The following is a 24,324-nucleotide window of genomic DNA, read 5'->3' as shown; positions in this document are numbered from 1 at the left end:
CTGTTCACCATTCAATCACTGCTGCACCCCACACCAGACCTGCACCAAAGGCATCGAGAACAAGAATATCGCCTTTTTTCAGTTTCTTCTTTTTAATTACTTCAGATAGGGCTACTGCTGTGGAAGCGCTTGACATATTACCGTATTTGTGAAGATTCAAGAATATCTTTTCTTTAGGAAGTCCCAGTTTCCTTGCAACTGCTAAAAGAATCCTTATATTTGCCTGATGCGGAATTATATAAGTAACATCAGAACAATTAAGGCCGCATTTTTTTAAAGCAGAGTTTGCAGCATCTACCATTAACTTAACAGCAAATTTAAATAATTCATTTCCGCGCATCTTTATAAAATGCATTCGCTGCTTTAGCGTTTGTTTGCTCGTTGGCAGTTTTGAACCTCCTGCAGGCAGAAATAGTAAATCTGCTAAGGCGCCATTACTTGCTAAGAAACTTGAAAGTATCCCGCCTCTTTTTACTGGGGCTAAAACAGCAGCGCCTGCTCCATCACCAAACAATATGCAAGTATTCCTGTCTGTCCAATCAGTTATAGATGTCAATTTTTCTGCGCCGATAATTAAGGCATTACGATAAATCCCACTTTTGATAAATGCCTGGGCATTAACAAGTGCATAAACAAACCCAGGACAGGCTGCGTTTATATCAAAACATGCTGCATTAAAAGCACCCAGGGCATTTTGAACCAAACAGGCTGTTGAAGGAAAATGCATATCGCCCGTTATAGTGGCTACAATAATTAGATCCACGTCTTGAGCTTTCAGGTGGGCATTTCTTAAGGCACGCCGAGCAGCAACAACAGCCATATCTGACGTAGACTCATTTTTTCTAGCAATTCTTCTTTCCTTTATTCCAGTGCGAGTAAAAATCCATTCATCTGAAGTATTAACCATTTTCTCCAGATGGCTATTATTTAAGATCCTTTTCGGGAGATAATCTCCCACTCCAATAATCCCTACCCTAGTCATTAACGCTCCTGGAATGCCTGATTCGATCAACAATCTTTTCGTTTACCTTATTCTCAACTTCTTCCTTAGCTACCCTGATGGCGTTTTTAATCGCATTTGCGCTAGAACGTCCATGGCCGATAATGATTACGCCGTCAACCCCTAAAAGAGGCGCACCTCCGTATTCGGAATAATCTAGCCTCTTCCTAAATCTACGCAAGCTATTCTTGGCAAAAAGCAAACCTATCTTTGCCAGCGGATTGCCCTTTAATTCCCGTCGCAGAAGCTCTGAAACAACCTCGCCTACGCCTTCTAAAATCTTAAGAGAGACATTTCCAACAAAACCATCACAAACAGCAGCATCACAGTTTCCCGAGAATATATCTCTTGCCTCTATATTGCCGATAAAATTAAAATCAGACCTCTCCATAAGTTGATATGTCTCTTTAAGAAAATCCGTACCCTTGGTCTCTTCCTCGCCGATATTAAGAAGCCCAATGCGTGGGTTTTGTCTTTTCATTATATTCCTTAAGTAGGCATCACTCATTATGGCATATTGAAGCAGATGTATAGGCTTAGGGTCGATATTGGCTCCAACATCAATGATCAGCCCTGCACTTTTTAAAGTTGGAATTACTATTGAGATTCCAGGCCGTTCTATCCCTGGCAATAATCTTAGACTCAAAGTAGCAGCACACACGACAGCCCCAGTGTTTCCAGCGCTAACAAAGGCATCTGCCTTATTATCTTTTAACAGACCTATTCCAGTGACTATTGAAGAGTGCCGCTTCTTTCGCACACTGGCTGCCGCTGGTTCGCGCATGACAATAACTTCAGACGCATCAACAATCTCAACATCAGAAGGAGCATGTTTTATACGAGATAACTCTTTCCGGATTACATCACTCTTTCCTACGAGGACAATGTCAACATCATAAAGTTTTTTTGCTTGGACTGCACCCGCAACTGTTGTTTTAGGGGCGTAATCTCCACCCATTGCATCAACTGCTATCTTCATAAGTCAATAACTCCTAACTACCTCTTCTTCTCTTTCTTTTCTTTCTTTTTGATCTCGATAACCTGCTTGCCTTTATAAAATCCGCAAACAGGACAGATCGTATGCGGTATTTTCTTAGATTTACAGTGAAGACATATTGAAAGTTTTAAATTAGCAAGCTTCTTATGAGCCCTTTTCTTTAAACTTCGAGAACGCGAAAATCTTCTTTTTGGTAACGCCATTCCTACCTCCTGAAATTTTAGATTACTATCTTTAGTCTACTTTTTGCACTTGCAGAGTGCAAGATTCAAATCTTCGCCGCAATTTGGACACAGGCCACGGCAATCGCTTTTACAAAGCGGCTTAACTGGAAAATCTAATACAATCTCTTCTCTCAAATTATCATCAACTATTATATATGAATCGTTGGGCTGCACTTGGTAATCAAATCTCGCACTTTTATCAAATGGCCATTTAAAGGCCTTTAGACAGCGTGCACAATCAAACTGCATTGCACCGCGAATCTGAGCATCAACTATAACAATATTTATACCTTTGGATATCTTGACATTTATATTCACCGGCTCAGATAACAAAGTAGAATCTGTACACAAATCAAGTTCATTCAAGCCAAATGTATGTACAAGATTCAATGTACCTGTATCAGGAATATCCCTAAGAGCTATTTTCATATTATATACAGATGACCGACAGATACAGTCTTGTGACTATCTAGCTTTTAGGCGTTTCTTTAAAGCAACTTCAACAAAATCCGGCAAGAATTCCTTTAAGTCTGCCCCTAAAAATGCCGCCTCTTTAAGTAGCTTACTTGAAATATAAGATAATGACTCGCTTGGCATAAGAAATATCGTCTCAATATCAGATGCCAACTTTCTATTGGTTAGGGCCATTTGAAACTCGAACTCAAAATCTGAAATCATACGCAGACCGCGAATGATAACGCTAATCTTCTTTCTCCGGGCATAATCTACAACTAGCTCATCAAAGGCCTCAACAGAGACGTTATCAAAGTCTAGAGTAGCCTTCTTAATCATAGCTACTCTTTCCTCCAGACTGAACAATGGCTTCTTTTCAAGATTTTCTGCTATGGCAATTATTACCTCATCGAAAATTCTTGCAGCTCTTTCAATCAAATCCAAATGCCCAAAGGTGACTGGATCAAATGTCCCGGGATAAATGGCTTTTCGACACATAATTCATCTAACCTCTTGTAAAATATAAAGTTATAACTATTTTTGCTTATTCAAATTAAAGGTTGGTTATTTTGCTATAAAAGGAGAGCAACGTAGTTGAATAACTCCTTGTGCGCCATAGCTTTAGTTTGTCAGACTCTTGCTCTAATCTATCTTTACTATGATGTTGAACAATCACAAAACCATTCTGGCCTAATATATCATAGCTACTTAGCATTTGCAAGGCTTTTTTTGCCATATCCTGATAGTAAGGAGGGTCTAAGTATACCAAATCAAATACCTCCTTGGCCTTATGAAAATGAAGAATTGCCCTTTCAACATCCATGCTTAATATCTTATAAGTCTGCTCCTTAAGCCTTAACTTGCTTATGTTTTGTTCGATTATCTTGCAGGCATTAAAATTATTCTCTACGAAATACACCTCTCTTGCCCCGCGCGAGAGCGCTTCAATGCCTACTGCACCTGATCCAGCAAATAAATCCAGGAAACGCGAATCTAATACAGGCTCCCTGAAGATATCAAAAAGAGACTTTTTGACCTTATCTTCAGTCGGCCTAATTGACTTAGGGCCTAAGAGGTTTCTACCTTTAAACTCTCCTGCTATTATTCTCATTACCTCATCTCATCTACAGGCTAGCGCTAACCTGTCATCATCAACGTCTCAAAATCAGGATATCTACTTTTCAGGGCCAAGCGCATGAGGTGATGCTGGCGTTGACTTAGTTGGGGATCTTTATCCAATAAGCGGATAGCTTCATCTCTGGCATTTTTCAAAATGTGCATCTGCCCTAAAGGATCGACAAATTTCAGATCACTAAGACCATGCTGCTCTCTACCGAAAAATTGGCCTGGACCCCTGATTCGCAAATCAGCCTCAGCAAGCTTAAAACCATCAGAAAGGCTGGTTATAGCCTTAATACGCGCTGCGCCTTCTTGGGTGCGAGAAGAACTAACTATAAGACAATACGACTGCTTATCTGACCTTCCAACCCTACCGCGCAACTGATGTAAAGTCGAAAGCCCAAAGCGATCTGCCTCTTCAATTAAAATGCATGACGCATCCGGCACATCTACGCCGACCTCTAAGATGCTTGTTGCTACTAATATATCTATTTTTCCTTCATAAAAGCCTTCCATAATTCGGCCCTGCTCTGTCTGATTTAGACGACTATGAATTAGACCAATGCGGAAATCCTTAAAAATTTCCTTTCTTAATGCCTCATACATAGCCTTGGCTGCCTTCAAGTCCATGCTTTGGGATTCTTCGATAATTGGATAAATTATATACGCCTGGCCACCACAAGCTAGGACTTCCTTTAAGAATCCATATGCCTTCTCGACTTCGCCTTGTGAGAATTTTTTGGTAATTATAGGCTGTCTTGCTGGTGGCAATTCTTTTAATACAGATACCTCTAAATCCCCATAGATAGTCATTGCTAGGGTTCGAGGTATAGGCGTTGCTGTCATAATTAAGTTATGTGGCCAGTATTTTCCATTCTCCTGAAAGGTCCTTTTAGAAAGCTCTGCTCTCTGCTCCACGCCAAATTTGTGCTGTTCATCAATGATAACCAAGCCCAATTTCTCAAAGCGTAGCTTTTCGCTTAATAAGGCATGCGTGCCAATCAATAAATCAATACCCCCATCCTTCACTTTATCGTAGAGGCCTTGTTTTTCCTTAGGCCTTAGCGAACCCGTAAGCAGGCCAAAACTTATATCTTTTCCAACATCCTTTGCGACTTTAGCTAAAACGCGAAAATGCTGTTTGGCGATAATCTCTGTCGGTACCATCAGCGCAACCTGAACGCCTGCTTCTATCGCAACCAAGGCTGATAAAAAAGCCACGATTGTCTTCCCAGAGCCGACATCGCCCTGCAATAATCTTTGCATTGGAATTGGACTCGATAGATCTTTCTCTATCTGGATTAAGACATAGAACTGAGAAGGTGTTAATTTAAAAGGCAACTTAGGCAAGATTTGTTCAACAAAACCATCTTGAGTCTCTAGTGAAATTCCCTTCCTTTGCCTCGCCTTAACCTTTCGCATAAGAATCGGTATCTGATAAAGAAAACAATCGTCAAAACACAATCTCCTATAGGCATCATCGAGGAGTTTAAAATTCTGTGGAAAGTGAATGCTGATTAAGGCCTTTGCTAAATTAATAAGGCCTTCGCGGCTACGAACATCGTAGGGCAGGAAATCCCTTACTTGGCTAATAAAGTCATCGATTGCATTTTTTACGAGCCGGCGCATCTGACGCTGGCTTAAAAACTTTGCCAGAGAATAGATTGGAACTATGCGACCGACATTAAGATTATCTTGTGAGATATCATCTTCAGAAATTATCTCGAATTCGGGTGAGTTTAACTGCAATCTATCTTTATACCTGCTTAATTCACCGTAAAGAATAATCTCCTGGCCAACCTTAAGCATATTCGCAAGGAACCGCTGATTAAACCAAACAGCATCAATCTTGCCAGAATTATCAGCAACGCTTACAGTCACTATATTAAAATTGCGCCTTTTAAATGAACTGTGAACTCCGACGGAAAGAATCCTTGCTCTTAAGGTATAACTTGAATCCTCTTTTATCTGGCTTATACTAATAAAGTTTTTGCGATCTTCGTAACGGCGGGGAAAATAATAGAGAATATCCTCGATTGTCTCAATGGATAATTTTTTTAAGATTTTTGCGCGGGAGGGTCCAACGCCCTTTAAGAATTTAACGGAGCGAGAAAATTCCTTCATTCTCAAGTATCAATGTCTCTTGCGTGGGAAATATTTTTATCAACGAATTCGACAATCTTTTTCTGAATCCTACTGGGCATCTTGTAAAATTCCACTGCCATACCAGGGGCAATCTGCGGTTGCAGCCTTTTATCCGCAAGCCAAACCACTCTGGCATCAAATTCAATTGTTTCTTTCTCTGCCCCCAGTAGAATTCGACACCTCAAAATATCATTAAGCTCAAAAGTCTTCTTTGTGTATATAAAAACACCTATGGCACTAATGTTGAATATCTTTCCTTCTAAAAAATCTTTAGAGGAGCTAAATTTGCGCCTAAACTTTATTTTTAGATTTATTGGCAGGCGTTTGAATCTTCTGCGCAGTTTCTTACTTTCTATCTTTGAAAAGGAATCATCATATTGAAAATTTTTCAGGGCCTCAGCTTCAGTGCCGCAAATCTCTAAAACATTATCCAATAACAGAAGCGAAAAAACGCTTTTTATATGGGTCGGCACATCAGAAAGCTTCAAGACGGCATCGTGGTTACTGATATTCTTGTAAGCAATCGCTAATCCGGAAAGTCCCATATAGTCAATAATATCTACATCCTTAAAATTACAAATAACCTTTTTAAAACCCTGCCGCAAGACCTCGCCGATTGCCTCAATAAAATTAGAGGCATTGACATCTAAATTCCCCCTGAGGTCTAAGATCGCTGTATCCTTAGTAGTTCGAATCTTTATTTCCATAATTTTAGTCTATATCGAAGTTATCTTTTTAAACTCTCTGATGCGTCTGCATAATTGAGATGCCTCTAGATCTTTCGTTACATCTAAACCGAATCCCTCTACATTAAAACTGGCGCAGACAACAGCATTACAGAGCGCCTTTTTAATGTTAGAGCTGTTTTTTTTGTGTGAACTAAGGTAGCCCATTAATGCGCCGGCAAAGGTATCTCCAGCGCCAGTAGGGTCAACAACTCCAGTTATAGGATAAGCCGGCAGGCAAAAAAGGAAATTCGAGGTATAAAAAATAAGCCCGTGCTCTCCTTTCTTTATTACAATTATCTCAGGGCCTAGAGAGGATAAATTTTTAGCAGCCTTGATCAAATTGAATTCTCCGGTTAAACTACGCGCCTCATGCTCGTTGGCAACGAAAAGATGCACTCTTTTCATAACCTTAAGCAGACTCTTCTTTTTATTATCAATCCAGTAATTCATACTGTCTAGGCCTACAAATTCTGCCTGATGCACTAAATCCAAAACCAATCTTTGATCATCAGGATCAATATTAGCTAAGAAGATATTTTTTATCTTCCTATGTTCGGGGGCAAGTATTGGCTTTGAGCTAATAAGAACGCCTAATTCAGTATTAATAGTAATGGCAGAATTCATATCACCCTTATACTCACCCTGCCAGTGGAATGTCTTGCCTTTGGCCCTCTTAAGACTATCTAAGTTAATACCCTTTCTGCGTAAGAGTCGGATATATTCCTTAGGAAAATCAAAACCGATTACCCCGACCAGAGCTACTGGCGTAAAAAGTCTGGCGCTCATTGAAAAATGCACGGCTGAACCACCTAGCATTTTCCTGCGCAGCCCAGCTGGAGTTCTCACTGAATCTAAAGCTACTGTTCCTAAGACTAATAAACTCATAGCGCTAATATAGTAACAAATCTATTCATAAAAGTCAATCAAGAGCTGTTTGTATTTTGCAATTTAAAAAAAATAGCCCTCTGAATTAATTTCAAAGGGCTATTAAAGTCTAAGGGAGCACCTATCTACTCTCCCGTAGCGTTACCACTACAGTACCATCGACCTCGAGGAGCTTAACTACCGTATTCGGAATGGGAACGGGTGTTTCCTCCTCAGTAAAGACACTCCCAATTTTTAATTAAAAACAACTAAGATTCAGGGTGAAACTAAATACAATAGACCAGCTTCTTATAACTAATATACCGAGTGGTCAAGCCGATTGGCTATTAGTACTCTTCAGCTAAAATCCTTACAGATCTTACACACAGAGCCTATCAAGGCTGTAGTCTACAGCCTGCCTTCATCCCGATTGCTCGGGAAGGGATACCTATTCTTGAGAGGGGCTTGGCACTTAGATGCCTTCAGCGCTTATCCTTTCCGAACATGGCTACCCAGCACTTGCCCTTGGCAGGACAACTGGTACACCAGCGGTCCGTCTCTCCCGGTCCTCTCGTACTAGGGAGAGCTTCCCTTCAAGTATCCTTACGCCCACAGCAGATAGAGACCGAACTGTCTTGCGACGTTCTAAACCCAGCTCGCGTACCCTTTTAACCGGCGAACAGCCGGACCCTTGGGACCTTATACAGCCCCAGGATAGGATGAGCCGACATCGAGGTGCCAATCCGCGCTGTCGATATGAACTCTCGAGCGCGATAAGCCTGTTATCCCCGGAGTACTTTTTATCCGTTGAGCGATGGCAATCCCACTTTCTACCACCGGATCACTAAGCCCTACTTTCGTACCTGCGCTTCCTGTCGGAATTGCAGTTAAGCTCCCTTATGCCCTTACACTCAACAGGCGATTGCCGACCGCCTTGAGGGAACCTTTGGGCTCCGCCGTTACATTTTAGGAGGAAACCGCCCCAGTTAAACTGCCCACCTGGCACTGTTTCCCTAGCTGATTAAAGCTAAGGGGTTAGAATTTTAGGAAAATAAGGGTGGTATTTCACTGATGGCTCTGCCCAACCTAGCGGCCGGGCCTCAAAGCCTCCCACCTATACTACACATATCGGACCAAAATTCAATACCAGGATACAGTAAAAGTTCCGGGGTCTTTTCGTCTTGCTGCGGGTAGGCGGCATCTTCACCGCCACTACAATTTCACCGAGTCTCTCGTCGAGACAGCGCCCATGTTGGTACACCATTCGTGCGCGTGGGAACTTACCCCACAAGGAATTTCGCTCACTATTACCCAGAATTTTCATCCTGGAGTGGACTCTCTCTTAAATCTGGCTTCATTTTTGATTGACAGCGATTCATTTTTGATGCAATTTTTACTATTTGCTGGAAACCATCCTTTGTAAGATGTTCCCCTTTTTGCATCTTCATAACCACTTTTCTGAATTTCAAAAAATCTACATATTTTTTTGATCTTAACGGATGTTTATCAAAAAACGGAATTATCACTTCTGAGAGATTTTGCAAATTTCTTACTCTCCAACAGAATCGATCTCCGTGGTTTCTTCGCACTACCCCGCAATTCATCGTTGAACGCAATTCATGAAGTAAATCTAAATCGCGCTTGTGTTGAACTACGGTTAGCTCTGGGAGGATTTGATATCCTATTCGTAAATCATTATGTTTACTGATTCCGATATGGAAACATCCTTCCCCATCGATAAAACCCGAAATCCATTCATCAGTCAATCTCGAAACTCTGCCACGATTTCCAACGTTTGGTCTCTGAGGGGTCATATTTTCTCCTTTCAGACTTCCCTGCGGATTTTCCCCTTGAATGTTGCATTTTTACTGCTCCGACTCAATAGTCGAGCTAGTATCAACACTTTTTGAGGAGTTTCCTGCATATAGTTGGTAATTATTCTCCGATATTTTTCGGAGCAGGCTAGCGTTGTTACGTCAACCTTAGGACCGTTATAGTTCACGTTCTCCCTATGTCGCCATAAGGCGTGGATCATATCTTCATCCTAACATTTATTAGGAGCTGGCGTGTGATCTCTGAGGGGTCAATTACGACTTCCCTGCGGATTTTCCGCACTCAAAGATTTTTACCTTTTGGTACTTTGAGATACACGGATGTTCCCGCATACAGCCAGATTTATTTCAGGAATTACTTCCTGAAGCCGCAACATTTTTTAACGCCGTGCGCAGTACGCACAACGTAATACGTATTTACGGCCGCCGTTTACTGGGGCTTCGGTTCAAAACTTCTCCTGAACAAGTTCAGAATAATCTCTTCCCTTAACCTTCCAGCACCGGGCAGGTATCAGTCCCTATACTTTGTCTTTCGACTTTGCAGAGACCTGTGTTTTTACTAAACAGTCACACGGGCTTCTTTACTGTGACCCCACTAAAAGCGGGGCACCCCTTCTTCCGAAGTTACGGGGCTAGATTGCCGAGTTCCTTAACGAGAGTTATCTCGATCGCCTTCCCATATTCTGGGTATCTACCTGTGTCGGATTACGGTACGAACAGATAAATGATTTCTTAAAATGGTTTTTCTTGACAGCAAAGCATCGGTTGCTTCCCCTGATCCGTAGAAAAGGGTCCCCATAACCTGCCAACCCTTGCGGGCCTGCAGGCTTAAACCCAGACATCCAACACTGGGCACAACCTAGCTGTCTGTGTCACATCTTAAGTAAAGCACCACTTACCTGGTATCCGAATATTAACGGATTATCCATCGCCTACGCTATTATTGCCTCGGCTTAGGATCGACTAACCCTGGGCGGATTAACCTTCCCCAGGAAACCTTGGATTTTCGGCGTGTCCGTTTCTCGCGGACATTTTCGCTACTCATACCGACATTGTCTCTTCCGAAAAGTCGAGCCTTCCTTACGAAAGACCTTCAACCTATAACGGAATGCTCCCCTACCACCCCCGTCATCCAAAGATGACAAAGATTCGCGGTTTCGGTAATAAGCTTAAGCCCCGATCATTTTAGGCGCAAAATCGCATCGACCAGTGAGCTGTTACGCACTCTTTAAATGATGGCTGCCTCTGAGCCAACATCCTGGTTGTCAGAGCGATTTCACATCCTTTACCACTTAGCTTATCCTTAGGGACCTTAACCGGCGATCTGGGCTGTTTCCCTTTCGACTAGAGAGCTTATCCCCTCAAGTCTGACTCCTATAATAAGGTGTAATGGTATTCGCAGTTTGGTTGGGTTTGGCAACGAGGTTATCGTCCCTAGCCCATTCAGTACTCTACCACCATTATCCATTTTATAAGGCTAGCCCTAAAGCTATTTCGGGGAGAACCAGCTATCACTGAGTTTGATTAGCCTTTCACTCCAACCCACAGTTCATCCCAAGACTTTTCAACGTCCACGAGTTCGGGCCTCCATCTCGATTTCTCGAGACTTCACCCTGACCATGGGTAGATCACTCAGCTTCGGGTCTACTATGCAGTACTAAGACGCCCAATTAAGACTCGCTTTCGCTACGCCTCCTCCGTGAAAACGGATTAAGCTTGCACTGCACAGTAACTTGTCGGTCCATTATGCAAAAGGTACGCCGTCATCCCGAACGAGTCGGGACTTCGACCGCTTGTAAGTTCATGGTTTCAGGTTCTATTTCACTCCCTTAAAAAGGGTTCTTTTCAACTTTCCCTCACGGTACTTGTACACTATCGGTCCAAACTAGTATTTAGCCTTACTCCGTGGTCGGAGCAGATTCTCACAGGATTTCACGTGTCCCGTGATACTTGGGTATTCAGTCCATCTAAAATGACTATAATTTCACCTAAAGGGCTTTCACCTTCTATGGCTGACCTTTCCATGTCATTCGATTATTACAATCATCTGAGACGAGGTATCTGTATCTACCTCCAACTAAACCCCGCAACCACCTGATGAAAACGCATACAGACTATCACGCCATCAGGATTTAGGCTGTTTCCTTTTCGCTCGCCGCTACTGGGGAAATCGATTTCTCTTTCTTTTCCTTGGGCTACTGAAATGGTTTACTTCACCCAGTATTGCTCCATGTAACTATGTATTCATCACATGATGATCCCGTATTAACGGGACCGGGTTCCCCCATTCGGAAATCTCCGGATCAAAGCCTGTTTGCGGCTACCCGAAGCATATCGCTGCTTACCACGTCCTTCATCGCGCTGTTTGACCAAGTCATTCACCATGAACCCTTTGTAGCTTGACCACATACTTAATGTATGTTGCCGATTTATAGTTTGCAACTATAAATCAAAAACTGATTCTCTCGGTTTATTGTAGTTTCACCCTGATTTAGTTGTCAAAGATCAGATATAAAAACCGCTCTAATAGCGGTTAAAATCTATCATAACAGCACATCCGCTCGCTGTTTTGCTTGTCGCAAAACTACGCTCGCTTGAGTGCACTTAAAAATTTTCTTATCTAAAATTTTTAAGTGGAGGTGATCGGGATTGAACCGACGACCTCATGCTTGCAAAGCACGCGCTCTCCCAACTGAGCTACACCCCCGAAAATTTTACAAATTTAAATTTTCGTCCCGAGTCAAAATTGGATTAATGATTACTGACTGCCCGGGATCATTTTTGTTTGCTTCGCCTCTAGAAATTGTGAATGCAATTTCAAGGGCAAAACGAAAAATGGTGGGCCCAAGAGGTTTCGAACCTCTCACCCCCGCGTTATCAGCACGGTGCTCTACCGACTGAGCTATGGGCCCTCCTAATCACAGATTGTGAAGATAAAACCCATAGCCAGTAAAAAAACACAGACGGGCACATATATATTATATTAGATGTTTTAAATCTGCGCTCATCTGTATCAGTTAATCTGTGCCAATCTGTGCAGAAAAAAAAGTAGCCAAAAGGAGAATTTGTCGTGGCTTATACTATTTTGTTTCTAATCCTAATATATACTCAGTTGTCTGCCTTAAAGCAGACTGTATAAGAAATATATTAGAAAGGAGGTGATCCAGCCGCACTTTCCAGTACGGCTACCTTGTTACGACTTAGCGCCAGTCATTCTGCTCACCTTCAGCCTACCTAGGGTAGGATTTCGGGTGTTCAAAACTCCCATCGCTTGACGGGCGGATTGCAGTAGTTTAGGAGTTACTCTGCGTTCCCACCGGACGAGCGGATTTCCCGCATCCGGCGAGCCCCAATATTCATCTGAGATTTAAGGGATTTAATCTTTCGGTTAAATCCACAATATAATCTGCAGATTACATTGAGTTTCTCCCTTCCTCCACATATGGAGTACTATGGATCTGCTGACTTCCTAATAAGTAATTACTCCTCTCCTTATCAGGATCTCCCTGGATCATCTAAAAGACTCTTCCTGACATCCGGATGAGAGTTATTTTCTTCTATCTTCCCCATAACACACCGCATGGGTCGATAAATCTCATTTGGTCCGGCTGTCATTTGCCTCAGACCCTCCACCATTAATCTTACGATTAATGACTGTCAATATTTTTTTGGCTACCCCGACAATTCGTCGGAGAGAGGATTTTAACCTCTTAGTCTATAGACTGCCAGGCGTGCTTAATTTTGTGTACAAGGCCCGGGAACGTATTCACGGCGGCGTGCTGATCCGCCATTACTAGCGATTCCGACTTCATGCGGTCGAATTGCAGACCGCAATCTGAACTGGGGAATGTTTTAGCGATTAGCTCCACCTTGCAGTTTTGCAACGCTCTGTACATTCCATTGTAACACGTGTGTAGCCCAGGGTATAAAGGCCGTACGGACTTGACGTCATCACCACCTTCCTCCTCGTTATCCGAGGCAGTCTCCTTAGACTGTCTTTGCATTAAACTTACGTCTAATACAAAGTGGTAACTAAGGATAATGGTTGCGCTCGTTGCAGGACTTAACCTAACACCTCACGGCACGAGCTGACGACAGCCATGCAACACCTGTGTAGATTCTCGACTTAACGAGTCGTCCCCCTTTCAGGTTCCTACTTTCTACATGTCAAACCCTGGTAAGGTTTTTCGCGTAGCATCGAATTAAACCACATGTTCCACCGCTTGTGCGGGCCCCCGTCAATTCCTTTGAGTTTTAACCTTGCGGCCGTAGTCCCCAGGTGGGGCACTTAACGAGTTATCTTACGGCACCGACCCTTACGGGCCAACACCTAGTGCCCATCGTTTACAGCTAAGACTACCAGGGTATCTAATCCTGTTTGCTCCCTTAGCTTTCGTAGCTCAGTGTCAGATCTGATCTAGAGAGACGCTTTCGCCATTGGTGTTCCTCTCGATATCTACAGATTTCACCCTTACACCGAGAATTCCACTCTCTTCTCTCAGTCTCTATCCTGACAGTTTTGAATGCAATTTCTCAGTTAAGCTGAGAGATTTCACATCCAACTTATCAGGACACCTACCTACCCTTTACACCCAGTAAATCCGAGTAACGCTTGCCACCTCCGTATTACCGCGGCTGCTGGCACGGAGTTGGCCGTGGCTTCTTCTTCCGGTACCGTCAGTTCTGATTTTTAAAATCAGCGTTTCTTCCCGGTCGAAAGAGGTTTACGACCCGAAGACCTTCATCCCTCACGCGGCGTCGCATAGTCAGGCTTTCGCCCATTGCTAAAGATTCTCGACTGCAGCCTCCCGTAGGAGTCTGGGCAGTGTCTCAGTCCCAGTGTGACTAAACATCCTCTCAGACTAGTTACCCGTCAAATGCCTTGGTAGGCCATTACCCTACCAACAAGCTGATAGGCCGCGAGCTCATCTTATAGCGCTCTCAATTACTTGAAAGCTTTAATTTTGATATTATGCAATATCAAAGTACTATCCAGTATTAACTTCACTTTCGTGAAGGTATCCTGAACTTTAAGGTAGATTACTCACGTGTTACTCACCCGTTTGCCGCTATACCGATTACTCGGTATCGCTCGACTTGCATGCCTAATCCACGCCGCCAGCGTTCACTCTGAGCCAGGATCAAACTCTCCAAAATTTGGCTCTAAATTTACAAAGAACAGAACAAACAAAAAAGGCATCAAAGAGATGCCTTTATCAACTCTTCTATATTAAATCTTAATTATGATGAGTTGTCAAAAATTTTCAAGCTGGAATAAAACCTTTTAATTTTCAATAGGTTCGCCTTCATGGTCAGTTTTTGAGTTTAGCAAAATAAAACAAGTTTGTCAAGTGTAATTTTTGCCTAATTTGCTAAACTGATTATCACAGATTTCAGCTTGAGCTAGACTAGAGGACTTTGAAAGGAAGGAAATATACTTAAACGCCCCTATCAAGGACTCATACATATGCCTGGTTGTGCAGAAGGTGGAGGGCCGTTCTTGAATACGTGGTCAATAAGATAAACAATATCTCCTACATTAACCCCTCCATCACTGTTTGCGTCTCCTAATAAAAGAGGATCTGGCGCAGGGCCGTTCTTGAATACGTGGTCAATAAGATAAACAATATCTCCTACATTAACTCCACCGTCTGTATTAGCATCGCCACATATATACTTCAACTCAAAAACCGCATGCAGGCCATGATCATCATCTATTGATACTGAAATGGGATTTTCTGAGCCTCTATCTATACCATCTAGTTCCCAATGATCGAATGCATGATATTCATCGGCAAGTGCAGTTACTGCAACATCAGAACCAGCTATATAAGTATAAATACCAACAGCTGGATCTGTGGTTCCACCCTCGCTTGCAGTAATAGTTAAGTCATATTCATTCAAAACAAATACAGCATGAAGGTTGTGGTCTTCATCCATAAGAACTGAAGTGGGATTTTCTGAACCAATATCTATTCCATCTAACTCCCAATGGTCGAATAAATAACTGGCATCTGGATCAGCAGTTAGTGGAACATTGGAACCACAGGTATATACATAAGAGTCTGGCACTGGATTTGTAGTCCCGCCACTGGTTGTGGTTATTGTCAAATTGTAGCTATCTTGGACAAATACTGCATGTAGGTTGTGATCTTCATCCATAAGAACTGAAGTGGGATTTTTTGAGCCAATGCCTACGCCATCTAACTCCCAATGGTCGAATGAATAGCATGAATCTGCAATTGCTATTACTGGAACTTCAAAACCCTCTTCATAATTATAAACTCCTGGAGCTGGATTTGTATTTCCGCCGCTGCCTGCACTAATTGTCAAATCATACCTCGGAGGCGGCTCAACAACAACAGCAATCACAGCTGTGAATGGAACAAAATTATGCTTTGTCACTGTAAGGTCCATAGTGCCGATAGAACTTGTTGAGACAGTAAAAGTAACCTCGCCGTTTACATCTGTCAGGCCTGTTCCAAAACTATCGCCTTCCTTATATAAAGTTACCTGCGCTCCTTCAACCGGAGAACTTGTACCGTCCTCAACTGTAATTATGTGATCATGGGCTGTATCGTAAACTTCGGAAGGATAATCAACATTAAATTGCTGCGGCTCATCAGTCCAGATAGGCATCTCTGGATCACCCAAAAGATTCATGGCAAAAAGATTTTTTCTTTCTGCACCAGAAGTGTCTGGATCAAAAGTACCACCCATATCAAAATCAGTTACCATATCCAGCTTCATATCATATAGAGCCTGACCCACATTGTATTTTCCTAAACTAAAAATCTGCTCATTAAAACGATATTGTGCACCCTGAGCTGAGCCTTGTGAGGCAGGATGAGTAACAGGCTTCCAATAATAGATAGGTCTTGCTGCTCCAACAAAGGCAATACCCCAAGCGTTCGTAGTAGGTGCATAGCCTTCTAATGCTATATCACTCAAGCATAGGGCATGAGCAATAGGAGGATAATCCCACCAATAATCAAAATGAGCATTACTACAAGCTGCAGCATATACCACTGAGCGCTTACTACCATTTTGTATTGGGCTATTATATGTTACAAATATAGGATCAATATCATCGGGGTTGCTAATCGCAAGAAAACTTCCGCCATGTGAAAACCACTCTATGATAGTCCTTCCTGAATTAGCAAAAGAAGCAAAATTAGCCTCATCTAAAAAGCCCTCTCCAGAACCAGGATTGACATAGTAGAGTCGATCAGTGCTAAAACCTGAACCATCCAGAAAATCTGCCTTAATAGCCTCCATGACTGGCTCGCCAGTGTTTGAGTCATCCAACTTTGCTCCGCCTAATAAAGCTGACTTTGTCCATGTGCCAACATCAGGATTCTTTTCATAATCAATAATATTAGTGATAACCTTGTTCAACCAATACCCTAGGTTTGAAGCAATCCTGCCCACGTATGTATCAGGAATCCAGAGGATATTATCAGTTAATTCACCATAAATGCCATTGTCATTAGTATCCCAGTCATAGCCAGTAACTGTAGGATCAGCACAATCTGCATAGTAATAATCTGCGGGAACTTGATCCTCATCACCACTATACCAATAATAACCCGGAGCACCAACATAACGGCTAGGCAATTTCCTTCCTTCTGGAGGCGGATCATTTTCCGGCATACCTGCTCCCTGCTCACCAGCAATAAGCAACCAGTCAAATTTTGCCGTATAAAAATTCTGATAAGGTGAATTTGGATTGGGCTCTGTCAAAAATAATCTAATGCTTTTCTGCAAATCAGTGGCAGGATAGTTTGCGCTAATCCAATCTGTAGTATAAACTTCTGCTGGAATTCCTTTCTTAGTCTTCCAGTCTGCTAAGGGCTGAACTGCAGACACGTTTCCAGGCAAGGTAATAATCGCGTATTTAATCTCCATATCACCAACAGGTATAAGACTAACAGTCTGGGCTGCTGCAAGAGGAGCCTCTAACGGCTGTATCTGTTGATAATTATAGATTATTTCTTTTGCTGTCTTCTCAAAGGCAGGACTTTTCTTTGTGCGCATCTCAGTATCAAGATCCCTCAAGGTTTCATCAAGACGATATTGGATATTTATAATATATTTATTATGAAATATAAGTTCGTTAGCGCTTAAATTCTGGACAAGTGGATTAATGCCAACGCAAAGCAGACGGTGACCTTTCAAATAACGCTCCCCTAAATACTTAAAATTGTTTTCCGGAAAGGTATCCAGTGTATATCTTTCTCTTGCTGCAACCAAATCGTATTCTGGATTAGCCATAGAAGCCAATCCTTCAAACACACCAAGGTTGTAAATCGTGCCTAAAGAGCGTGATTCTGTCTGTACAAGCTCTAGAGTAATATCTTTAGCATTATGAGGGATTTGGAAATAATATTTTTTATGTGGCAGGACTGGCAAGGCCAAAACTGCATTAACACCAAAATCCTCAATATGATAATAGATCTTTCCTGCTGTTTCCTTAACTTGAGGCTCGGGAATATCAATGCTATATTGCTCACTTATCAAGGCCTCATTTATAGAGGGCTCAAGAACAGAAAGAGTATCTTTTTCAATTAGCACATCCCCAGATTCTGCCTGTCTGCTTGAGTCAAAAATAAGGCCGAAAGTAAAAATTAATGTTAGACACAATCCAATAGTTAAGATAGAGCTCTTTCTCATCATACTCTCCTTGTATTTATTGTTCTCACATTGTGAATAAAGAGACTTTTTAAAAGTCTTGAATAATCAGTTTTATTATTTGAAATTGGTTATTTAGAAAGGGCTTCTAACCCATAATAGACAAAATTCATAACTGGCTGGTACATAAAAGTATACCTGCAAAAAACTCATTTGTCAAGGTGGCTTTCATTACTAATGTTTCTTAGAAAGTGCGCTTTTCTTGCCCTTTGATGCTCCTGCTTTAAACAGAAAATATTCCCTTGTCTGATTATTGGCTTTAGACCTCCCTTTTCTAGCTACTAGGAATCCTAACCGAAGTCGCTTAAGTATGTTATGAATTTTCTTTTCTGTTGCCTCTGAGCTTATAATGTATTAAAATTATATATTGGCTCTGATATAACCCTATGCTGCTTTTCAAGGACCTCTAAGAAATAATAAATATGGACTTTATCCAAGATAAGATAAATAGCCCAACCAAAAACTTCATAAAATATCTCCAATTAGCTGTAGATATTTATATCCTGGCAAGAATCTTTATCTTCTTGTTTACATTTCTTGATAGCTCTTTAATCTTTAAGGATACTATACTTACTGGCGGAGATACTGCATCCTGGTATTCGTTGGCTCATTATCTAAAGACTGAACTCCTGCCCTCTTATACGCTTTCTGGTTGGCATCCAGGTAACTCTTGTGGGTATCCCTTATTTCAATTTTATTTCTCCCTGCCCTTTCTTCTCTCAGTGATGCTTAGCTACTTTATTCCCTTGACCATAGGACTTAAAATCGTAACCATTCTAGGGTCAATTTTTCTTCCCTTCTTAAGCTACTTTGCATTCAAGAAAATGAATTATCGCTTTCCACTTCCTGCGATTGCTGCCTGCCTATGCCTGGTCTTTCTTTTTCAAGGAGATTACACAATGTTCGGCGGCAATCTAAAAAGTACCTTTGCCGGCGAATTCTGCTATAGCTTCAGCTTTATGTTCTTCGCCTACTACCTTGCCTCACTATACTTTGGTCTAAATCACAAAAAGAATCTGTTAATAAATTCTATCCTGCTGGCATTGATTGGCCTAATCCACAGTTTTGTTTTTCTCGTAGCGCTGCTTTTACCAATCTTTTTCATCTTTAACAAAAAGACCTTAATTGCGAATATAAAATATTTAATACGGCTAAATCTCCTAGCCTTCCTGTTGATGGGATTTTGGATCTTACCCTTTCTGGCCACTAAAGAATATATGATGCCCTTCTACCTTATATGGGTGTTCAACAAAAAACAAGAGGTCCTATTTCCTTCTATATTTATATTTGCTACCGCCTTTGTATGCAGGGCTCTCTTACTAGGAGTGGATAAAATATTTGAAGAAAACAACGCTCCCCAAAAAGAAAGAAAGATTCTTTTTAAAACTAGCATATTTCTCCTAGCTACCTTACTGGGGTTTTTTATCTGGAAATTTCTATGGGAAAAATTCTCAATCCCTGCTGTAATTCTTTTTGTATTACCCCTCTTAATCTTTATTATTAAATACCACCTGCACAAAAAAGGAATTTATCTAAAAACGAGAAGCAACCGTCCTTACCGTTATTTCTGTTTTATAACTTTAATCGCTATCTTATTGTATATGAATGCGCATTTATTAGAGATACCGGACATAAGATTCTTGCCGGTTGTGGTCTTCATGCTTTTATTTATAAGTGTGGATCTTCTGGGGTATTTAATCTTTTTCATTCAAGGCCTGATAAAACTCGAAGTCAACACGCATAGCATCAGGAGAAATCTAGTCGCCTTTGTAATCCTTGCCATAATAGCCTTAGGCTCTACAGAGGCAATCTTTAAATTTAGCAGTAGCATTGGCCAAGAGGCTACTGACTGGTTCAAATATAACTACTCTGGATATGAAGCACTTCCTTCTTGGAAAGAATTCAAGAGCATAAATGAACATCTAGCTGGCGACTTTTCTGATCCCAGGGTTGCCTATGAAAAATCTAACCTATATGAAAGATATGGAACTGACCGCGTATTTGAATCTCTGCCATATTTCTCCGGAAGGGCGACACTAGAGGGCATACTCTTCTCCTCTTCTTTTCTATCAAAGTCAATAATGTCTCTTCAGGCAGAGTTTTCAAAAGAAACCTTAGCTCCAATAGCTTATGCCTTTCCCAGAATCAATACTTCTATTTTGCCCTCCCACTTTGAAATGTTCAATATAGGCCAAATAATTGTTGCCAGCCAAGAAATGAAAGACGAACTATCCAAACATCCGAATTTCAAAGAAGAGTTTAAAAGAGGCGAGATAAAGATCTTTAAATATACTGGTGAACTAGGTTATGTGAGTGTTAGCAAGAATTACCCCCTAATCTATAATGGCCCTAACTGGAAAAATACCTTTTATAAATGGTTTAGACAGCTAAATACTAACGATATTCCTATCGTCCCTAAAGATTTCGTCAAAGAGTCTGACAGGGAAAGGATATTCTTTAAAGAAGTTACTTCCTTAACAGAGCTTGCTATCAATCGTAAGCCTATATCAGGGATCGATCAATCTAAAATATCGGCAAAAGTAGAGCCTTTTAGCATCCGCTTTTCTACTCCTTACCTAGGCCTGCCTCATATAATCAAGGTCAGCTACTTTCCAAACTGGAAGGTCAAAGGCGCAAAAGACATATATCCTATAGCCCCGGGTTTTATGATGGTCATCCCTCAATCTCGCGATGTCCTCCTATATTATTCTAAGACTGCTTTTGATTGGACAGGCATAGGTCTGTCAATTTTAGGAATTATCTTAATATTATACTGTGCCTTCAGCAAAAAAGAGCCCTTTGGAAATTTAAGATTTATATCTAGCACTAGAATCTCTCAAGCTATCTGTAAATATCATAAAAAGATTATGATGCTAATATTGATCTTGATAGGACTATCAACTATATATTGCTACCAGGTGCGCAATTATCCTGTAAGGGCCTATCGCAAAGGCTCGGAGCTCTTCAGTCAAAAACGTTATAAAGAAGCTATCCACACCTTTAATAAGGTAATAGAGAAATCTTCTTTGGATATCGTAGACCGTACTTTGTCTATGCTCTTTTGCGCTCGGGCGCATTTTGAGCTTGGAAATCGAGATATGGCAGTCGAACTTTACCAGCGCATAATAAAAGAATATCCGGATAGCCGCTATATAGCAGAATCTTACTATGAAATAGGACAGATCTACCGAAGCTTGGGCAAGAATAAAAAAGCCCTTGAGAGTTTAAAAAAAGCAGCAACTATAGATAAGTACTCCCTCTACGTAGAACATGCCAAGGCGTCAATTAAAGATATGAAAAATAAATAAGGAGGATATAAATAATGAAAACAAACTTTATTATTAATCTGTTTATCGCGCTGACAGTGATGCTCCTAATGCCTATTAATTATGTCCTGGCAGAACAAATAACCATAGAAACTGTTATAAATAGTGAGGTTATTAACCCAGATAGTAAAAAGGGAATATTAAGACTTGAGGTAAAGGTGAAAAACAAAGGAGATGAAACTGCCTATTCAGTTTTTCCGGCTATCCTCTCAAGAGATAAAGACTACATCTTATCTAATCCAGTAAACCTGGATCCGAACAAAGAGTTTATCTGGCAGGAAGACTTAGATATCAAATCTCTGGGAGTAAACCTAGAGGGGACATATCATCTGCCTCTATTAATCTCTTATCAAGATGCAAACGGCTATCCGTTCTCAACGCCAAGGATACACCAGTTTAATGTAGGCCAAAATACTTTAAGCCGAATTGCAATTAAGGCTGCAAGTTTCGTAATTTCCGGCAACCAAAAAAAGCAGGCCTCTCTAACATTGCTGAATCTTGATGAGACAACTAAAGAGATCACCCTCAAGGTTCTGCACGCTAAAGAGATTATCTCACATCTAGAATCTGATAAGCTCAAACTCCCTGCAAATGCACAAATTGAAATCCAATTCGACTTCCAAAACTTTAAGGTACTGCCCCTTACAAATTCCCTAGCATTCTTTATTGCCGAGTATGAATACAAGAACAAACATTACTCAGAAATGAGCCCTTGTTTTTTATCAGTTGAAGCAAAGGAGCCATTAAAGAATTGGTTTACAAATAGCTGGTTATTTTTCTCAGGATTAGTAATCATAATTTTAATATACATAACTTATGCATCCAGAAAAAGGAGCAAAGATGGATAAAGAAGGTATATCAGTTATTATTCCGGTCTATAATGAAGAAGACTTGATTGTTAAAAATACTACGAAGATTCTAAATCATCTTGGGAAACTTAAACCCAACTACGAAGTCATGCTTTCTTGTAACGGCTGTACTGATAAAAGTGCTCTTTTAGCTAATGAGCTTGCTAGCAAAAATTCTAATGTTAAGGTTATTCTTAGTCGTCGCAGGGGCGTAGGGTTGGCCTTTCGTAAGGCAGTTGGCAAGGCCTGCTTTGATAAAATTGTATCCTTGGATATGGATCTTACTATTGATATGAGCTTTATTCAGAAGGCCTGCAATCTTTTAGCTGACTTTGAGGTAGTCATAGGCTCTAAGGTAATGGGGACGCAACGCAGATCAAAGATAAGACGCTGGGGAAGCATTATATATATAGGGATTGCGCATTTATTAATGGGACTTCCCTTCCATGACTATTCACCCTCAGCCAAGGCCTATAGAAGAAAGACCTTGCTTCAATATCTGGATTTTCTAAGCCGGGATGTAGGAACTTCTTATGTAGTGGAAACTATCTACAGAATTTTCAAAAGTGGCGGTAAGATTACTGAAATCTCTGTTGATTGCGATGACACTAGAAAAAGTAAATTTAATATTATAGACGAGGCCATATACAGATATAGACATCTTTTTACCCTCTTCCTTAAAAGCAGATTCTGGGTGCATTAATGAAGATTCTTTTAGTTAACCCCAGCTGGAAAACCAAGGTAAGTAAAAAGGGGCACAGATTTAACCGCACCTTCCCTCCTCTTGATTTAATGTATTGTGCTGCTATATTGGAAAAGGCAGGTATTGATGTTGAGATCTTTGATGCAAACGCTGATAGCAAAGCAAAAGCTGATATAATTACTCTTTCAAGAAAATATGATAAAATAATTATCACCTCAAGTCCTCTCTATAAATGGCAATGCCCTAACCTTGATTTTGAGACATTCCTTGAATTTATCGCTGCCTTTCCAAAAGAGAATCTGTATCTTTATGGCGCTCACTGCTGCCTCTTTCCTGAGGAGGTTCTAGAAAAAAGTGGGGCCGCAGGCATAATCAAGGGCGAACCAGAGTCTATGGTGCTAGATCTGGCTAGGAAAGAAAAAAAATATGTCCCTGGCCTAGTTTATAAACAAGGCGGCAAGATAATCTCTAATCCAAAAACAGAATTGGTTGATTTAAACTCTCTACCCCTTCCTGCTTATCATCTTGTAAAACAATACAAATACAATTACGAAATCCTGGGTGATAGATTTATGATCTTTGAGGGTGCAAGAGGATGTCCGTATAAATGTACCTATTGCCTACAGGTAATGTACGGCAATACCTGCCGGCTAAAATCCAGCACGAAGCTTATTGCTGAAGTGGAAACTGCAATCTCAAAGTTCGGCATAAAAAACGCCTATTTTTATGATGAGACCTTTACCTTCAACAAGAAGCTGGTGAAAGAACTATGCAATTATCTGATTAAAAACAAACATGGTTTCCGCTGGACTTGCCAGACTAGGCCAGATGCACTAAGCCTTGAGATGCTAAAGATGATGAAAGAAGCAGGCTGTGTCCTCATTCATTTTGGAATTGAATCAGGCTCGCAAAGGATTCTAGAAAGAATAGAAAAACAATTAACCTTAGAACAAATAAGAAATGGTATTGAATTAACAAAATCAGCAGGGATCCAGACAGCTTGTTTCTTTATGTTCGGATTTCCAGAAGAAATAAAAGAGGATTTCAAAAAAACTATAGAGCTGGCTAAGCAACTAAATCCCACCTATGCCTCCTTCCATATTGCAACGCCCTATCCTGGGACTAAATTCTATGAAAGTATAAAAGGAAATAGAAAAACGCTTGATTTCCCCCAAAGCTGCCCGGGTGGAAATTACTCGCTAAAAGAACTGACAACGATTACTAGAAACGCATATTACTCCTTTTATCTAAGGCCAGGTTATCTCGCCAAGAGAATATCTGGAATTAACATTAGAACCCTGCCTAGAGAATTGCGGCTATTTATTGATTTCATAAAATAGGCCTTTCTATAAAGCTCAAGGATCCTACCAAGTTTTCTTTATTAGACCTTTAAA

At 41.0% G+C, this 24,324-nt stretch carries 14 protein-coding genes, 2 tRNA genes and 3 rRNA genes; 4 read left to right on the top strand and 15 right to left on the bottom strand.

Annotation, left to right across the window (positions count from 1 at the left end; genetic code table 11):
• Positions 1-4: 4 nt before the first annotated feature.
• The 15 genes from KJ593_04180 to KJ593_04110 form a co-directional block, all read right to left on the bottom strand.
• Entirely contained in the window at positions 5-982 is a 978-nt protein-coding gene (locus KJ593_04180; protein ID MBU2541078.1) for a ketoacyl-ACP synthase III, read from the bottom strand.
• A complete protein-coding gene (plsX, locus tag KJ593_04175) occupies positions 975-1,979 on the bottom strand; it encodes a phosphate acyltransferase PlsX (GenBank protein ID MBU2541077.1) in 1,005 nt (334 codons plus the stop codon). Before plsX ends, KJ593_04180 begins: the two co-directional genes overlap by 8 nt.
• A gap of 17 nt (positions 1,980-1,996) precedes the next feature.
• Positions 1,997-2,200 carry a 50S ribosomal protein L32 gene (gene rpmF, locus KJ593_04170; protein MBU2541076.1) on the bottom strand — a complete coding sequence of 68 codons (204 nt, stop codon included), beginning with the start codon at positions 2,198-2,200 and terminating at the stop codon, positions 1,997-1,999.
• A 36-nt stretch (positions 2,201-2,236) separates the two neighbouring features.
• Entirely contained in the window at positions 2,237-2,650 is a 414-nt protein-coding gene (locus KJ593_04165) for a DUF177 domain-containing protein (protein ID MBU2541075.1), read from the bottom strand.
• Between the two features lie 36 nt (positions 2,651-2,686).
• A complete protein-coding gene (coaD, locus tag KJ593_04160; GenBank protein MBU2541074.1) occupies positions 2,687-3,172 on the bottom strand; it encodes a pantetheine-phosphate adenylyltransferase in 486 nt (161 codons plus the stop codon).
• Between the two features lie 55 nt (positions 3,173-3,227).
• Positions 3,228-3,785 carry a 16S rRNA (guanine(966)-N(2))-methyltransferase RsmD gene (gene rsmD, locus KJ593_04155; protein ID MBU2541073.1) on the bottom strand — a complete coding sequence of 186 codons (558 nt, stop codon included), beginning with the start codon at positions 3,783-3,785 and terminating at the stop codon, positions 3,228-3,230.
• 26 nt (positions 3,786-3,811) lie between these two features.
• Complete coding sequence (gene recG / locus KJ593_04150) at positions 3,812-5,917, bottom strand: ATP-dependent DNA helicase RecG (protein MBU2541072.1); 2,106 nt, start codon at positions 5,915-5,917, stop codon at positions 3,812-3,814.
• Positions 5,918-5,919: 2 nt separating this feature from the next.
• On the bottom strand, positions 5,920-6,645 hold the full coding sequence (locus KJ593_04145) for a PilZ domain-containing protein (protein ID MBU2541071.1): 726 nt from the start codon (positions 6,643-6,645) through the stop codon (positions 5,920-5,922).
• Positions 6,646-6,654: 9 nt separating this feature from the next.
• Entirely contained in the window at positions 6,655-7,551 is an 897-nt protein-coding gene (locus KJ593_04140) for a sugar kinase (protein ID MBU2541070.1), read from the bottom strand.
• Positions 7,552-7,663: 112 nt separating this feature from the next.
• Positions 7,664-7,780 (bottom strand): 5S ribosomal RNA (gene rrf, locus KJ593_04135).
• Positions 7,781-7,857: 77 nt separating this feature from the next.
• Positions 7,858-11,767, bottom strand: a 23S ribosomal RNA gene (locus KJ593_04130).
• Positions 11,768-11,996: 229 nt separating this feature from the next.
• Positions 11,997-12,069, bottom strand: a tRNA-Ala gene (locus KJ593_04125).
• A 129-nt stretch (positions 12,070-12,198) separates the two neighbouring features.
• Positions 12,199-12,274: transfer RNA gene (locus KJ593_04120), tRNA-Ile, on the bottom strand.
• Positions 12,275-13,056: 782 nt separating this feature from the next.
• Positions 13,057-14,519, bottom strand: a 16S ribosomal RNA gene (locus tag KJ593_04115).
• The 16S, 23S and 5S rRNA genes sit together here with 2 tRNA genes alongside, the layout of an rRNA operon.
• A 294-nt stretch (positions 14,520-14,813) precedes the next feature.
• Positions 14,814-18,038, bottom strand: a complete 3,225-nt coding sequence (locus KJ593_04110; GenBank protein ID MBU2541069.1) for a hypothetical protein — start codon at positions 18,036-18,038, stop codon at positions 14,814-14,816.
• A gap of 437 nt (positions 18,039-18,475) precedes the next feature.
• On the opposite strand from KJ593_04110, the gene KJ593_04105 reads away from it, so the two are divergent.
• Genes KJ593_04105 through KJ593_04090 form a run of 4 tightly spaced genes read left to right on the top strand, consistent with a single transcriptional unit; the run spans position 18,476 to position 24,270 of the window.
• Positions 18,476-21,361: a tetratricopeptide repeat protein gene (locus KJ593_04105; protein MBU2541068.1), complete on the top strand. Its 2,886-nt coding sequence runs from the start codon at positions 18,476-18,478 to the stop codon at positions 21,359-21,361.
• 14 nt (positions 21,362-21,375) lie between these two features.
• Positions 21,376-22,227, top strand: coding sequence for a hypothetical protein (locus tag KJ593_04100; GenBank protein MBU2541067.1), 852 nt, complete (start codon positions 21,376-21,378; stop codon positions 22,225-22,227).
• On the top strand, positions 22,220-22,930 hold the full coding sequence (locus KJ593_04095) for a glycosyltransferase family 2 protein (protein ID MBU2541066.1): 711 nt from the start codon (positions 22,220-22,222) through the stop codon (positions 22,928-22,930). Before KJ593_04100 ends, KJ593_04095 begins: the two co-directional genes overlap by 8 nt.
• A complete protein-coding gene (locus KJ593_04090; GenBank protein ID MBU2541065.1) occupies positions 22,930-24,270 on the top strand; it encodes a B12-binding domain-containing radical SAM protein in 1,341 nt (446 codons plus the stop codon). Before KJ593_04095 ends, KJ593_04090 begins: the two co-directional genes overlap by 1 nt.
• The last annotated feature ends 54 nt before the right edge of the window (positions 24,271-24,324 follow it).

The sequence above is a fragment of the Candidatus Omnitrophota bacterium genome, assembly GCA_018830005.1.
Classification (GTDB): Bacteria; Omnitrophota; Gorgyraeia; order JAHJTE01; family JAHJTE01; genus JAHJTE01.
Note: the sequence above shows the minus strand (reverse complement) of the source record. Positions and strands in the feature narration are given on the sequence as shown.

Bases quoted from the DNA above. Each gene is read 5' to 3' on its own strand.
- KJ593_04145 (MBU2541071.1), bottom strand. From the start codon at position 6,645: ATGGAAATAAAGATTCGAACTACTAAGGATACAGCGATCTTAGACCTC.
- rsmD (MBU2541073.1), bottom strand. From the start codon at position 3,785: ATGAGAATAATAGCAGGAGAGTTTAAAGGTAGAAACCTCTTAGGCCCT.
- KJ593_04180 (MBU2541078.1), bottom strand. From the start codon at position 982: ATGACTAGGGTAGGGATTATTGGAGTGGGAGATTATCTCCCGAAAAGG.
- rpmF (MBU2541076.1), bottom strand. From the start codon at position 2,200: ATGGCGTTACCAAAAAGAAGATTTTCGCGTTCTCGAAGTTTAAAGAAA.
- coaD (MBU2541074.1), bottom strand. From the start codon at position 3,172: ATGTGTCGAAAAGCCATTTATCCCGGGACATTTGATCCAGTCACCTTT.
- plsX (MBU2541077.1), bottom strand. From the start codon at position 1,979: ATGAAGATAGCAGTTGATGCAATGGGTGGAGATTACGCCCCTAAAACA.
- KJ593_04165 (MBU2541075.1), bottom strand. From the start codon at position 2,650: ATGAAAATAGCTCTTAGGGATATTCCTGATACAGGTACATTGAATCTT.
- recG (MBU2541072.1), bottom strand. From the start codon at position 5,917: ATGAAGGAATTTTCTCGCTCCGTTAAATTCTTAAAGGGCGTTGGACCC.
- KJ593_04100 (MBU2541067.1), top strand. From the start codon at position 21,376: ATGAAAACAAACTTTATTATTAATCTGTTTATCGCGCTGACAGTGATG.
- KJ593_04140 (MBU2541070.1), bottom strand. From the start codon at position 7,551: ATGAGTTTATTAGTCTTAGGAACAGTAGCTTTAGATTCAGTGAGAACT.
- KJ593_04095 (MBU2541066.1), top strand. From the start codon at position 22,220: ATGGATAAAGAAGGTATATCAGTTATTATTCCGGTCTATAATGAAGAA.
- KJ593_04105 (MBU2541068.1), top strand. From the start codon at position 18,476: ATGGACTTTATCCAAGATAAGATAAATAGCCCAACCAAAAACTTCATA.
- KJ593_04090 (MBU2541065.1), top strand. From the start codon at position 22,930: ATGAAGATTCTTTTAGTTAACCCCAGCTGGAAAACCAAGGTAAGTAAA.
- KJ593_04110 (MBU2541069.1), bottom strand. From the start codon at position 18,038: ATGATGAGAAAGAGCTCTATCTTAACTATTGGATTGTGTCTAACATTA.